The sequence below is a fragment of the Streptomyces sp. NPDC005803 genome, from assembly GCF_040630435.1.
Taxonomy (GTDB): domain Bacteria; phylum Actinomycetota; class Actinomycetes; order Streptomycetales; family Streptomycetaceae; genus Streptomyces.
In genome coordinates, this window is the sequence record NZ_JBEXXO010000039.1 from 51,834 (window position 1) to 64,617 (window position 12,784).

Consider the following 12,784-nt stretch of genomic DNA (forward strand, 5'->3'; position numbering starts at 1 on the left):
CGCCGCCCACCTCGCCGCCTACGCCGGGCAAATTCGGTTGCCTCTGGGGGCGGCGGGTGGGTTGACTGACTGGCTATGAACCTGGCGCAGGCGGCCGAGCGGCTCGGGTTGGGGCGGGTGCTGGATGTCCCGCTGCTGCTCAAAGACGACGAGCAGAGCCCGGTGGGGAAGGCCGCTACTGATTCCGGCTCATGGGTGGTGAAGATGACCCAGCCCTGGGGTGACTTCTGGCTACCCATGGCTGCCCAGGCAGGGGCGCTTGAAGCCGCCGCGTGGGAGAGCGGTGTCGCGATGCCCGAGCCGCAATCGACGACTCTGGAAGAAGCGGGTCTGTGGCGACCGATCGGGGACGGTTTCTACGCCCGCGCGGTGCGCTTCGTCGAGGGCGCGCATCCGACCGCGCCGACGTCCGAACCGTTGGCGGCCTGGGCCGGCGGGCTCGTCGCCCACCTTGCACGGTGCGCGATTCCAGCCGACCCGACCGTCGATGGCGACTACCGATCACACTCCCAGGAAGAGTGGGAGGAGTGGTTCGCTCAGGCCGAACGCCTCGAGGTCCTCAGTGCCGAGCATGTCCGCATCCTCAAGCTGTTGGTGGAACAGACCGAGGCCATGGTCGAAGATCAGCAGGAACTGTGGCGATCCAAACTGGTCATGCATCGCGACATCCGGCACCAGAACATTCTGACCGGCTCCGGTGGACCGGTGCTGTTGGACTTCGATGCCGCCGGGGCGCAGGACCCGTGGTGGGAACTGGTCTTCACAGCTTTCCATCTCGCCGGCTTCGACCGCGGCCTGGGAGTGCCCGAGCGCCGTATCGTCGAAGCGTGCCTCTCCGGGTATGTCGCAGCAGGAGGGGCAGTCGGGGCGGTCGACGAGACGGCGTTCACCGGCATGTTCGCCGGACGCGTGGGAGTGGCGGCCTGGCAGCTGTGGATGGCCTGCGGCCACCGGGGCGGGAGTCCGGAGTACCAGGCCGGCTTCGCTCAGACACTCAGGGAGTCGGTGAAGGCGATGGCCATGATGCGCAAGGCTATGCCGACCTGGGCCACTTGGCTCAAGGCGTAAGCGGGGCGAACAGGGTGCCCTGCAAACACGTCCTGTCATCCCAGCCACGTCGGCGCCGGGTTCCGAGTACGCCGACACGAGGGAAGCCGCAGCAGGCGCCAGGCCGTGTCGATGGCCGTGGTGGCGGCCTGCTCGGTCAATCCTCGCTGGCGGGGCAGGGTCACTGTGCTTCTCCCTCGCGGTGTTCACCGCCGCTGGCGCGGCGGCGTCGGAGCAGTTGGTCGTAGTGGGTCACCGAGGGCAGAGGCCTGGTGTCCGGGGGAGGATGCGCGAGCCGCCACTCGTGCAGAAACGTCACCGTGGCCGCGCCGCCAGCGTCCGCCGGCGAAGGGTGCCCGGCGGGTTCGTCCTCGGCTTGGACGACCTTGCGTGCCTCCAGCGCGACCGCGTCCGCAGTCAGGGCCCCGGCCCGCAGAGCCATCGCGAGGCCGGCGACCAGGTGCTCGTGCGAGATGTGGCGGGCCAGCAGCAACACCTCGATCAAGGCCCTGGTTCCGGCGGTGTCTCCGTGGGCCCTGACCGCCGCGGCCCACCAGGCGTCATGGACCGGGGTGAACTTGCCCGCCGAGCGAGCCTGTTCGAGCGCCGTCGCGCCGGGGAAAGCCCCCGGCTTGCGGATCAGGGCCTCCAGATAGTGGTCCAGATCCAGGCGGCAGCTGCCCTTCGCGATCAAACGCTCGTGCCGGGCAACTTCCACGTTCCGGTCGTAAACCACCAGGTGAGAAGCGTGAAGCACGACCCGGACCCGCTTGCCGATCAGCCGGACCGGCACCGAGTACCGGTTCGCGCGGACCGCGATCTGGCTGTAGCGGTCGACCCGAGGAGTGAACAGCCGGCCCGTCTCGAACGGCTCTTCGGGCAGCGGCATCAGCAGCGGCCGCTCGACCTGGAAGTACTCGTCGATCGTCCGCGGTCGCGAACCGATCCGGCGCCGCCCGTCATGCAGGTCCCACTGGTCGACGAGCTCGTTCAGCTCGGCCAGCGAGTTGACCTCGGGCACCGGCGTGAAGTGGTTGCGGCGGAAGTAGCCGATCTGCCCTTCCACTCCGCTCTTCTCGTGGGCGCCCTCGATGCCGGGCCGGCAGTAGAAGCTCTCGATCCCGAAGTGCGACCTGAACGCGATCCACCGGTCGGCCTCCAGCCTCGCCCGGCTCAACCCCAGCACCGGGCGACGGCAGCCTTCAGGTTGTCGTAGCGGACCTTGTTCCGCGGGACCCCACCCAGCGTCCGAAGCGCGTGAACGTGCCCGTCGAAGAAGGCCTCCTGACCGCGCAGGACGCGAACACGCTTCTCTGCACTTCACTCCGCCGAGTGAGGCCCGAGTGAAGAGCCGCCCCGGTCCAGCCGGGGTGGGTGGACCGGGGCGCATGGGGGCTCTGCCAAGCGCCGCACCTGGGGTCATACGGTCTTTATCGCGCCGCCGTCGATGATGTGGTCCGCCCCGGTGGTGCTGCCGGCAAGGGGCGAGGCGAGGTAGGCGACGAGGGCGGCGACCTCATCGGGGCTTACAAGCCTGCCGGTGACCATGCCCGTGGCGGTCGGGAGATGGGCCAGGAGCTGTTTCTGTTCCAGGCCCATCGACTGGGCCAGCTCGGCCCCGTAGCCGTCGGGACTTTCCCACATGTCCGTGCGGACGGCACCGGGCGAGACGGTGTTGACGCGCACGCCCTGGGGGCCGAACTCTTCGGCCAGTGCCTTGCCGAACGCGGTCAGTGCAGCCTTGGCGGTGGTGTAGGGAATAGGGCCCGCATGCGGGGTCCTGGCTCCATTGGAGGAGATGTTGACGATGGTGCCGCGGCTGCCGCTGAGGTGGGGCAGCGCGGCCCGGGTAGTGCGGACCGAGGCGAGGAAATTCAGGTCGAACGTGTCGTACCACTGCTGGTCAGTGAAGGTGAGGAAGCCGCCCGTCTGGCCCTCCCCGGCGCCGCCGCCGACGTTGTTGACCAGGACGTCCAGCCCGCCGAGCTCGGCTTCGGCCTCAGCGACGAGCCGGGCAGGGCCGTCGGCCTTCGAAAGGTCCACGGACACGCCGATCGCCCCGGTGGCCTTGAGTTCCGGTGTGATCGTCCGTGCCGCCGCCACCACCCGCATGCCCTCACCCATCAGCGCGGAGACGATGGCCAAGCCGATCCCCCGGCTAGCGCCGGTCACGACAGCGGCCTTGTTGGTCAATTGCAGGTCCATGGAGCACTCCTATCCAGAGATGAGTCTTCTCCGATGCGCCAAACCTAGAACCTGCAACACAAATGTTGCAAGTTGCAGAGGAATGGCAACTATCCCGTACTCTTATCGGAGAGTCATGGAGAGGGAGCCTCGTGGATCGGAAGAGTCAGCAGCGTCCACTGCGCGCGGACGCGGAGCGAACCGTGAGGGCAATCCTGGAAGCCGCCGAGCGTGTCCTCAGCTCCAATCCGGCGGCCACGATGGAGCAGATCGCGGCGGCGGCGGGCGTCGCTCGGACGACCGTGCACCGCCGGTTCACCAGCCGCGAGGCCCTCGTGGACGCTCTGACAGCCTGGGCCACGCGGCAGTTCCACGAAGCCGTGACGAGCGCCCATCCCGACAGCGCTCCACCACTGGTCGCCCTCTACCAAGCGACGGCCAACGTCCTCCGGGTCAAGATCGGGTGGGGGTTCGCAATGAGCAGGACCACACCGGAAGATCCCGACGTGGCACGAGCACATGCCGATGTGCTCGATCAGTGCGACCGCCTGTTCCAGCGCGCACTGGAAGCCGGCGTGCTACGCCCTGACACTGACCTGGCGTGGGCTCGCCGCGTCTATTACGCCCTCATTCACGAGGCCGCCCAGAATCGCTCGGACGAGGCCGACGATGTCGATGAACTGGCAACCCTCGTGGTCGACACATTGTTGCGTGGCATGGGTCGGCAGGGCAGCCTCCTCAGCCCTTGACGCTGCCGACCCGTGCCACCCCAGGCCGGACACTTCGCGGTCGGGTATCACTGCACCGTGATCCATCGCATCTCCGTCTCATCGGGCACATCCCGAACGGAGACCTTTCGCCCTCACCAAGCCGACACGTAGGACATGCCGATAGCGCGGTCAACGGGTCGATGGACGGCCTTGCCCGAGTAAGACAGGCGGAAGGAGAACAAATAGCAGGTCACAAGCTCACCGGCGAGCCGGATCGTCACGTCGCCGAAGTCGACCTCGGCTTCCATACCAGGCTGGTGGGTCTGCGGCACGAACGCTTCGACCGGCGCCTTCCCCGACTCGACCAGGATCTGCGGTTCCGGTCGGAGACGTAGCGAGGGACCATCTGGTAGGAGACGTCCGCGGCGTGTTCCTCGACCAGGCGACGGAAAATCCGCGTGATCGTGTGCCGCTGCTTGCGCGGCGCGTCCAGATCCGCCTGGAGCATCCCGTCGATCACCGACTTGTACGGATCCAGGGCCGTCGGCCGTGGCGGCAGCTGCTTCCTCGGCTCGGGCCAGACCGAGTCGACGGCCTTGCGGACCGTTCGCCACGACACGTTGTACTTGCGCTCGATCACCCGGATCTTCATGCCGCCGCGGTGGTCCCGGCGGATCGCCGCGTGCAGCTCGACCTTCGACATCTGCGGAATGACCAGGCCCTTTCATCAGGAGCATCCCGATGCTGCCCTGGCAAGCACCCCGGTGACTTCAAAACTCGGGTTCTGGCTCACATTCCGTGGAGCATGCACGCTCAGTGACGGCGGTCGGACGATTGGGCCCTGGGGAAGTTGCCCGGAACTGGCCCGTGCCGGGTGCGGTGGAGCCGACAGTTCGGCCCGTGGAAGAACTGGTGCTCCGGCTGGAGAAGTTGCTGTTCCCGTCGATCGCCGATGTGGTGGTGCTGTCCGTCGCCGTGAACGACGAGGCGGTACAGATAGTGGCCCGAAGCACGGTGACGGGGGCCATCTGTCCAGGATGCGGGAGCTGGTTATGGCGGATTCACAGCTCCTACCTGCGTTTCCCCGCTCATGTGCCTCGCGGAGGCAGACGGGTCGCTCTCTGTTTGCGCGTCCGTAGGTTCCTCTGCCCGGTCATCTCGTGCGGGCGGCGGACCTCAGCGAGTTCCACCGGGACATCGACGCCTACCTCGCCACCCGGAACGGCCCGCGCGACCTGGCCGAGCTGATCGAGTTCAACCGGACCCACCCGCAGGAGCAGACCTGCTTCGCCGGCCAGGAACTGTTCGAACAGGCCCTCGCCGCCCCGCCCACCACCGATCCGGAGTACGTGGCGATGCGCGCGGAACTGGCGAACCTGTCCCGCCGGTCCATCGACGACGTCATGACCGCGCACGGCCTGGACGCGATCGCATCCCCGGCGAACCCGCCCGCGTGGACCACCGACTGCGCCCGGGGCGACAACGACGTGATCCCGTCGTCCACCCCCGCTGCCGTCGCCGGGTACCCCTCACTGTCGGTGCCCGCCGGCTTCGTGGGCGAACTGCCGGTGGGGCTGCTCCTCATGGCGGGCAACGGCCAGGACACCGACCTGCTGTCGCTGGGCGCGGCGGTGGAACACCGGCTGGACGGCCGGCGTTCGCCGCGGTACCTGCCCACGGTGCGGTAGCCCCTCCGGCCCGGCCGGAGTGATCTTCGCGCGCCGCGAGAGGAGGGACTCCCATAGGATCGGCCCCCGGACTCGTACGTGTGGGGGGCGCAGCAGTGACGACCGACGTGACACCCGAACTGGCCGAGGCGATTCAGCGTGGTTACGACCGGCGCGACCGGGCGGACATGGCCCCGACGATCGCCTACTTCCAGGCGCTGCTCGCCGAACACCCGGACCACCCGGTCATCGTGTACGAGGTGGGCGGCGCCTACGACACCGCCGGCCAGGAGGAGGCCGCCCGTGGCTACTACGAGCGCGCGCTCGCTCTCGGCCTCGACGGTGACGTCCTGCGCCGGTGCTTGTGCCAGTACGCCAGCACCCTCAGATGGCTGGGCGAGCTGGACGAGTCGCTGGTGGTGCTCGACCGTGCCCGCAGGGAATTCCCCGATTCCGATTCCGTACGTGTCTTCCGCGCCCTGACCCTCAACGACGCCCAGCGATCGGACGAGGCGGTGGCCGAGTTGCTTTCCGTCGTCACCGTCCACGCCGAGGTCACGGACCTCGGACGCTGGGCGGTCGGGCTGCGCGGCCTCGCCCAGTGGCTCGCCGACGGCCGCCCCGAGTAGGGATTGCCGGGCACCCGTGATCAAGTCCGGGAGGACGATGCTGTCAGTACCCGTTGGTAGGGTGCTTCGTTCAGCCGTGAAGAGAATGAAGGGGCGGAGCACGTGCGGAACGTGGCAGCACATCAGGCCGGCGAGCAGCTGTTGGCCGAGGCGCTCGACGACATCGACGGGCGGGCGTACAAGCGGTGGCACTCGCTGCGGTACGACAGCATCTCGCCGACGCTGATCCGGGCCATGGCGGACGAACTGCTCGACCATGTCGCCGCACGAACGGTGACGGAGCCGGGGCTCGATGCCGCGGCCCGCACGGTCGCCGTCACCGCCGCGGAGTGTGTGCACGGAGTGCTGAGCATCATGTGCTTCCCGAATGGGGACCAGGAACTCCGGTTCCCCCTCGTCGGGGAGCGGATCAGCACGGACCCGGACGACGACGAGTTCGGCGACGGGCCCATCACCTTCCGGGACGTCGTCAAGGAGGCGCCCACCGCGCGGACCTGGCTCGACATGTTCGAAATATGTGTTGTCAGCGGCCATGTGTGGGACTGGGAGCGCGTCACCGGCCTCCTGCTGCGCGACGACTACGCGCCCGCCATCCATGACGGCGCGCCCTACAACCGGTACACCTCCGTCTCCGCCCCCGCTGACCTCGCGGCCATGGACGCCCTGTGCCCCTACCTCACCGAGGCGGCCGGGCATCTGCCCCGCGACTGGCCTACGGTTCCGCTGCGCAAGCCGGACGCCGGGGAGCGCGCGGAGGCCACTCGGCGGCTCGACGAGGTCGGGGACGCGCTGAGCGCGGACCAGCGGCTGCTCCGCGTACTCCTTGACGACGACCAGCACGCCTTCGAGGACGCCCTCGTCGCCCGACTGATCGCGTACCGGGAGAGCGCCGAGGCCGATGCCGTCGCCCCCGCGCCTCGGTCCCTCCTCCCCCTCGGCACCCTCGCCCTGGCCTGCCTCGCCGTTCAGGTCCATGGATGGGAACTCGGTGTCCGGTCCGGGTACCTGCCGTACGGCCTGCTGGGATCGCCGGACGCGTCGCGCCGGAGTGGGGCCAGTGCGAGTCGGGCGGTTTCGATGTGATCGCTCGCGGTGTTGGAGCCTGCGTTGCCGGGCCGCAGCAGCGCGGCGACCGACTGTCCGGAACCGGCCTGGCCGTGGTCGACGAGCGCGAGGAGCGGGTGATGGCCGAAGGTCTTCTTCCAGGTCGCGGTGGCGTCCTGCTTCTCGGAGTGCGCAAGGACGAGCACGCCGTCAATGTCCACGGTCACCGAGCCGTCGACGGCCGGACTTCTCGTACCGGCCAGTTTCCAGACCCGCGAGCGTACTTCGGCCCGAGCCGACCGGATCGCGGTGAGCGCCTTCGGTCCGGCTGCGGCAAGGGCATCGATGAGGCGGGAGACCGTCAGGTCGGATGCCACCGGACCGAACACGTCGGGCTCGGCCCGCACCATGGCGACATCGGCGAGGCAGTTGCCGCCCGGAGCCGCCGCGAGTGCGACATCCAGCAGGACCTTGCCCGGATCATGCACCGCACGCGGCTTACGCCATGGCGCCAGTGCCGCCACCATCGCGGTGTCGAGACCGCACCTGCGGATCGTCTCGACCAGCAGCACCGATCCGGCCTGCGAGACCGTCCCGCTGCCATCGCCCTCGACGTGGACACGCGGGTACAACCCGACACACTTACTCACCTGGAGAGTGCTTCTTTCCGGCGGCTGACTGGACCCTAGACAAGTCCCATCGTTGCAGGTCAGGAGCACTCTCCGCTTATTTGATCAAGGCATGGACGAGCCCGCCCGTGAAAGCGCGAGGCTAGCCTGCGTCAGGTGATGACAGCTGACGACGTGTTGTTCGTCCTCACCCTGCTACGGCAGGCGAAGGCGGAGGTCTGGTTCGGTGGAGGATGGGGGATCGACGCTCTGGTCGGCGCGCAGACGCGAGATCACCGCGACCTGGATTTGATGCACAGGCATGACCAGGAAGAAGTTGTGGTGGCAGCCCTCCATGAGGCCGGTTTCGTGGAGACCCACCAGGTTCGTCCTGACGGCACCGGACGAACACGAGATCGACCTCCACCCGCTGGTCTTCGCCGACGACGGCTCAGCAGTACAGGCATCACCCGAACCCGAGCGTCCGTTCACCTACCCGTCCTCATGCTTCGTGACGGGCACCATCCATGGGACGTCAGTCCCGTGCTTGTCCGCCGAACAGCAGGTCTACTTCCCTCAGGGCTACGAACCCTCTGCACACGATCGTCACGACATGGCACAACTCCGCCGCGCCTTCGGTATCGCAACGCATTTCTGATCCAGTCGGCGAGCGGAGACTCAACTCAAGTTGAGTGACTGACCGGAGTCTCCGAGCCGCCAACTATCAATCAAAGAACCCGCCAACCAGAAATCAAAAAGCCGCGTGACCAGCGGGTCCGGCTGCGGCACCCGCCAACTACCGATCAAAGTCACACAAATCGGGGCTGCAAGGGTTAAAGCGGGCCCCCTTGTCCAGCATGGTCGGCCCGACCACGAAGCCGACCACGACCCCTTGTCCACCTCTGCTACCGCCCCGGCCACCACCGCGTTTTCCCTTGACCACGTCCGCTACCGGCCACGGTTAGACCGCGGACAAGGGGGCCGGTTGCGCGCTGCTCCATCGAGTCCCCGCCCACCAGGGCGGCCCGAAGCGAAGGAGCCACTGCGATGACCACGCACCGACCCCCGGCAGGCGCCCGGCGCGCCCGCCCTGACCACGGGCCCGACCAGCAGAGGGCAAGCCGTCCCGGCCTCCTGCGGCGCGCACTTGGGAGGCCACTGTGGAACCCACTTTGGTGCCCGGTACCGAGCTGGACGGAGAAAGTCCAGGTCAGCACGCAAATACGGGCGCGCGTCGCGTTGTCACAACCCTCTTATCTACTCCTGAACTTTGAAGTGATGTCCGTAGAGGAGGAGATCGTCCGGTTCGGGGGCCGGGTGCCCTTGGCGGGGGCGCGGCCGGTGCTCGGCAGGTGGCCGCGCGTGCCAGACGACGGGGAAGGAGCGCAGTTGATGGCGGTCAAGCGTGAGGAGAACCCGGCGGGGTCGTCGAACAGCCTGCGCGGTGACGTGCTGCGCGTGCTTGGAGTTCTGAAGGTTGCCACGGTCGAACAGATCGAGCAGATCTCAGCGCCGCACCTGAGCTACCGGCACACCGACAAGCCGACCCCGTCGAAGCGGAAGCAGGCCCGCACCGCCTCGCACACCGGGGCGCTGTCCGATCTGCGCAAGCACGGCCTGGCGGAGAAGGGCGGGCAGCTCCCGGGCGGGGACACGCTGCGCAACCTCACCCCGATGGGATTGAAGGCCGCCGCTCGCGAGCTGGGGCGGCCGGTGGGGGAGATGGGCAACCCGGCCCGCGGCGCGGGCCGCACCGGGGCCTCCCACCTGGGCGCCGCCCTTGCCCAGTGGTACGAGGAGATGCACGAGCGGCAGCGCACGGCACACTTGTCACGCCGCATCCTAGTCGAGCACGGCATCAGCTATCTGAAGAACTGGCGATCCCTCGCGCGGCATCACGGCCGCCGAGAACACATGAGCGACATCATCCATGCCGTCGCCGGACTGCTCTCCCGCCAGCAAGCCACCACGACGGCCAGTGGTACGCGAACGTGAACCCACCGGCCCAATCCGCAGCCTCCGACTCGCTACCGCAGTCCATGCACGAGCTCGGGTAGCCCCTTTTCAGCGCTTGCTTCTCGACGCGGGGCGTCCCCGATGAACGAGGCCACAGGGTCTGGGCTCTCAAGGGCTGAGTCGCAGCAGGAGCAGCGCGAGGTCGTCGCTGCTGGGTGTCGTTCGTTGTGCGTGCCGGACGAGGACGTCCGCCATGCCCTCGAGGTTGTCCGGCGTGGTGCGTGCGAGACGGTGGGCGAGTGCGGCGGTCGCATCGTCGATGTCGACACCGGGGCATTCCACGAGCCCGTCGGTGTAGAGGCCGAGTACGGCGTCTGCTGGGAAAGAGAACTCCAGAGCTGGGTACTCCGCCTCCGCTTCGATGCCCAGCAAGAGCCCTGCGGCAGGAGCCAACGTCTCGGTACGACCGGTCGGATGGCGCAGCAGCGCCGGGGGGTGTCCGGCCGAGGACACGATCCCACGATGTGCGGCGAGGTCGAGCTCGATGATGAGGCAACTGGCGAACAGAGTGGTGTCGAACTCGGCCAACAGACGGTTGGCGGAATGCAAGAGGTCTCCCGGAGCGCTGCCGACAGTCGCAAACGCGTGGATGGCAGTGCGCACCTGGCCCATGACCGCGGCGGCCGCGGAGTTATGTCCCTGCACGTCTCCGACCACCGCGACGGCTGTTGTGGGCGAGCACCGTATGAGGTCGTAGAAATCTCCGCCGACATCTACTCCCGCTCCGGCCGACCGGTAGCGCCCGGCGACTCGCAGGCCGGGCACCTGCGGGAGGGCAGAGGGGAGAAGGCCTCTCTGCAGCGAGTGGGCGAGGCTGTGCTGCTCGTCGTAGAGGCTCGCCCGGTCGAGAGCCTGGGCGACGACGCCTGCCAGGGAGGACAGGATCGCCCGCTCCGCCGAGGAGAACGAGTGCGGCGGGCGGTACGCGATGTCGAGGACCCCGATGGGGTGCCCCGAGGCGATGAGAGGCAGGAACGCCCAGGCGGCCATCCCGTCCGGTGGCTGCTCTGTCGGACTGCTGAGGACGAGTTCCTCGGGTGTGGAAAAGAACGCGGTCTTACCAAAGGCCAGGGCGCGTACGGCGGGCCATTGGGCGGCGGTCAGAGGCGTCCCGTCGAGGCGAGCCGCCGCCTCCGCACTGAATCCGCGGTATCCGGCGAGCCGCAGGCGTCCCTCTTGCACGGTCGCGATCTCCGCGGCGTCGACCCCGAAGGCGGGCACGATTTGGTCCACCGCCAGATCGACCACGTCCCTGACGTGGGGGGTTTCGGAGAGTGCAGCGGCGAGATGTGTCAGGTGGGCGAGCATGGTGACGCCGACAGGACCGACGGTCCACCCGAACAGTCCGGTGGCCGCGTCCTCGGCCGGGGCGTCCGCCGATGCGATGTGGACGCTGATCCCGCTCGCGTCCGGGTACAGCGTGAAGCGCAGCCCCTCTCTGTCCTGCGAGGAGCCGCCCGATGGGCGCACAGCAGTGAAGGAGGTCGGTTGCCGGGAAAACACGGCCGCACGATAGCGGCTCTCGAACGCCGAGGACTGGAGCCACAGAAAAGCTTCCCAGGGCCGTCTGCCGAGCGGTGACGCCGCACTGACTCCGAGCATGTCCGCCCCGGCGTCGTTGAGGTATTCGATCTGGCCGTCGAGGTCGAGAGAACAGCAACCGGTGCGCAGTCGCCGCGTGTAACGCAGGGCAGCCCTGCCCTGGGCGGATCCGGCGTCGGAGGTCTCCGGGGCCGGGAGCACGAGGGGTCCTGCCCTCGCCTTAAGGGGAGTTCCGCTGTCGGCGGCCGCCCGCAAGCGCCGCGCAGCCACGCAACAGGAGGCGTCGATCGCCTCGCGCTCCGCCCCGCTGAGTTCCGGCGCGTGCGACACGGGCCACAGGAGCACCATTCCACCCCATGGGGTGGAACCGCTCGCGATCGGGGCCGCCGCCAGCAGGAACTCGTAGGGGGCGACAAGTCCGATCCGCGGGTAGCGACGGGCCATCTCCTCCTGGCTGCTCACCCACACGAGACGATCCCGGCGAATCGCCTCGGCCACCGGGCTGGCGGCGTCCGCCGGGATCCTGGTCCATGGAGCGAAGACCCGCCGCGAAACGCCGGAGACAAGCGCCATATGAAGCACACACGCGCCCGGCTCCAGCAAAAACAGGATGCCGGCCGAAGCGCCGACCTCCCGCACCACGCCGGCCAGGACGTCGCCGAGAACCTCCGCCCGCCGGTCGGCCTCGCTGTCGGTCCCAGGTCGAGTCATGTTCCGCTCACCCACCTCGAGAGAATCCCCGCCGAACCACTGCAGAGCGGGCAGAGCTCACACCGCCAGGCTACTCACGAACCGCAGGAACGGCATGGCATCCCCCAGGTGACAACGGCGCGCCGACCGCCCCTTCACGGAGAGTGCCTCCCGAATGCGCGGTCGGCGGCTCCAGCAGAACCCGGGGTTCGGGACCGTCCGGCCGCACACGGATGACGCACCAGGCGCGGGCTGCGGGCGTCGGTTGAGAGGCGGGAATCGCCGGACGGGAGCCCTTGGGCCTCGGAGAACGCTGCGCCGTCCCGCCCGTCGTCCGGCACGCGCGGCGGGTTTTGGACCTCCTGGGCCAGCTCTTCAACACCACCGCCATGACCATCAGCCGCGCAGCGAAAGACGTCCGCCCCCTCCTGGAAGCCCATGGCGTTCACATCCCTGCCTCGACCGCCCGTTTCCGCGCACCAGCTGACATCGCCAGGTTCCTCGACCTCGACACCACCATGATCAAACCGACGTGTTGATTCCCGGCAAGTCCTAAGAAGTCATCTCATTTGGGTGACTCGGTATCCTGTGAGTCATGGTGGGGATCGTTGAGCGGCTGGTTCCGGACGAGTTGTGGGAGTTGTTCC

At 68.2% G+C, this 12,784-nt stretch carries 11 protein-coding genes and 4 pseudogenes; 9 read left to right on the top strand and 6 right to left on the bottom strand.

Annotated features, from left to right (window positions below):
• The first annotated feature begins 75 nt into the window (after positions 1–75).
• Complete coding sequence (locus tag ABZ454_RS35655) at positions 76–1,068, top strand: phosphotransferase (RefSeq protein WP_359543653.1); 993 nt, start codon at positions 76–78, stop codon at positions 1,066–1,068.
• 71 nt (positions 1,069–1,139) lie between these two features.
• Here the strand turns inward: ABZ454_RS35655 and ABZ454_RS35660 are convergent.
• From ABZ454_RS35660 to ABZ454_RS35670, 3 genes and pseudogenes are all read right to left on the bottom strand, one after another.
• Positions 1,140–1,232 (bottom strand): annotated as a pseudogene (locus ABZ454_RS35660) (AAA family ATPase); the annotation flags it as partial.
• The gene (locus ABZ454_RS35665; RefSeq protein ID WP_359543655.1) at positions 1,229–2,233 is read right to left on the bottom strand and encodes a hypothetical protein; all 1,005 of its coding nucleotides are present in this window, start codon (positions 2,231–2,233) and stop codon (positions 1,229–1,231) included. The pseudogene ABZ454_RS35660 and the gene ABZ454_RS35665, both read right to left, overlap by 4 nt.
• A 233-nt stretch (positions 2,234–2,466) precedes the next feature.
• Entirely contained in the window at positions 2,467–3,252 is a 786-nt protein-coding gene (locus ABZ454_RS35670) for an SDR family NAD(P)-dependent oxidoreductase (protein ID WP_359543656.1), read from the bottom strand.
• Positions 3,253–3,434: 182 nt separating this feature from the next.
• Between ABZ454_RS35670 and ABZ454_RS35675 the strand changes: the two genes are divergently transcribed.
• Complete coding sequence (locus ABZ454_RS35675; protein WP_359543657.1) at positions 3,435–3,980, top strand: helix-turn-helix domain-containing protein; 546 nt, start codon at positions 3,435–3,437, stop codon at positions 3,978–3,980.
• A 238-nt stretch (positions 3,981–4,218) separates the two neighbouring features.
• Here ABZ454_RS35675 and ABZ454_RS35680 read toward each other — a convergent pair whose 3' ends face one another.
• Positions 4,219–4,644: a hypothetical protein gene (locus ABZ454_RS35680; RefSeq protein WP_359543658.1), complete on the bottom strand. Its 426-nt coding sequence runs from the start codon at positions 4,642–4,644 to the stop codon at positions 4,219–4,221.
• A 311-nt stretch (positions 4,645–4,955) separates the two neighbouring features.
• On the opposite strand from ABZ454_RS35680, the gene ABZ454_RS35685 reads away from it, so the two are divergent.
• The 4 genes and pseudogenes from ABZ454_RS35685 to ABZ454_RS35700 all read left to right on the top strand — a co-directional run bounded on the left by ABZ454_RS35685 (position 4,956) and on the right by ABZ454_RS35700 (position 7,320).
• Positions 4,956–5,189 (top strand): transposase family protein, encoded by a 234-nt coding sequence (locus ABZ454_RS35685; RefSeq protein WP_359543668.1) that lies wholly within the window; start codon positions 4,956–4,958, stop codon positions 5,187–5,189.
• Positions 5,117–5,629: pseudogene (locus tag ABZ454_RS35690) on the top strand (amidase family protein); the annotation flags it as partial. The gene ABZ454_RS35685 and the pseudogene ABZ454_RS35690, both read left to right, overlap by 73 nt.
• A gap of 95 nt (positions 5,630–5,724) precedes the next feature.
• A complete protein-coding gene (locus ABZ454_RS35695; RefSeq protein WP_359543659.1) occupies positions 5,725–6,237 on the top strand; it encodes a tetratricopeptide repeat protein in 513 nt (170 codons plus the stop codon).
• A gap of 102 nt (positions 6,238–6,339) precedes the next feature.
• Positions 6,340–7,320 carry an immunity 49 family protein gene (locus ABZ454_RS35700; protein ID WP_359543660.1) on the top strand — a complete coding sequence of 327 codons (981 nt, stop codon included), beginning with the start codon at positions 6,340–6,342 and terminating at the stop codon, positions 7,318–7,320.
• Here the strand turns inward: ABZ454_RS35700 and ABZ454_RS35705 are convergent.
• A pseudogene (locus ABZ454_RS35705) lies at positions 7,284–7,931 on the bottom strand (transposase); the annotation flags it as partial. The gene ABZ454_RS35700 and the pseudogene ABZ454_RS35705 sit on opposite strands and share 37 nt — an antisense overlap.
• A gap of 138 nt (positions 7,932–8,069) precedes the next feature.
• On the opposite strand from ABZ454_RS35705, the pseudogene ABZ454_RS35710 reads away from it, so the two are divergent.
• Both ABZ454_RS35710 and ABZ454_RS35715 read left to right on the top strand, forming a co-directional pair.
• Positions 8,070–8,547: pseudogene (locus ABZ454_RS35710) on the top strand (amino acid transporter).
• Positions 8,548–9,278: 731 nt separating this feature from the next.
• Positions 9,279–9,884 carry a hypothetical protein gene (locus ABZ454_RS35715; protein WP_359543661.1) on the top strand — a complete coding sequence of 202 codons (606 nt, stop codon included), beginning with the start codon at positions 9,279–9,281 and terminating at the stop codon, positions 9,882–9,884.
• 129 nt (positions 9,885–10,013) lie between these two features.
• Here ABZ454_RS35715 and ABZ454_RS35720 read toward each other — a convergent pair whose 3' ends face one another.
• Positions 10,014–12,089: a SpoIIE family protein phosphatase gene (locus ABZ454_RS35720; RefSeq protein WP_359543663.1), complete on the bottom strand. Its 2,076-nt coding sequence runs from the start codon at positions 12,087–12,089 to the stop codon at positions 10,014–10,016.
• Between the two features lie 437 nt (positions 12,090–12,526).
• Between ABZ454_RS35720 and ABZ454_RS35725 the strand changes: the two genes are divergently transcribed.
• Positions 12,527–12,676: a hypothetical protein gene (locus tag ABZ454_RS35725; protein WP_359543664.1), complete on the top strand. Its 150-nt coding sequence runs from the start codon at positions 12,527–12,529 to the stop codon at positions 12,674–12,676.
• Positions 12,677–12,784 lie beyond the last annotated feature (108 nt).

Coding starts and splice junctions, on each gene's coding strand:
- ABZ454_RS35680 (WP_359543658.1), bottom strand. CDS start 4,644: ATGTCGAAGGTCGAGCTGCACGCGGCGATCCGCCGGGACCACCGCGGC.
- ABZ454_RS35670 (WP_359543656.1), bottom strand. CDS start 3,252: ATGGACCTGCAATTGACCAACAAGGCCGCTGTCGTGACCGGCGCTAGC.
- ABZ454_RS35655 (WP_359543653.1), top strand. CDS start 76: ATGAACCTGGCGCAGGCGGCCGAGCGGCTCGGGTTGGGGCGGGTGCTG.
- ABZ454_RS35725 (WP_359543664.1), top strand. CDS start 12,527: ATGACCATCAGCCGCGCAGCGAAAGACGTCCGCCCCCTCCTGGAAGCC.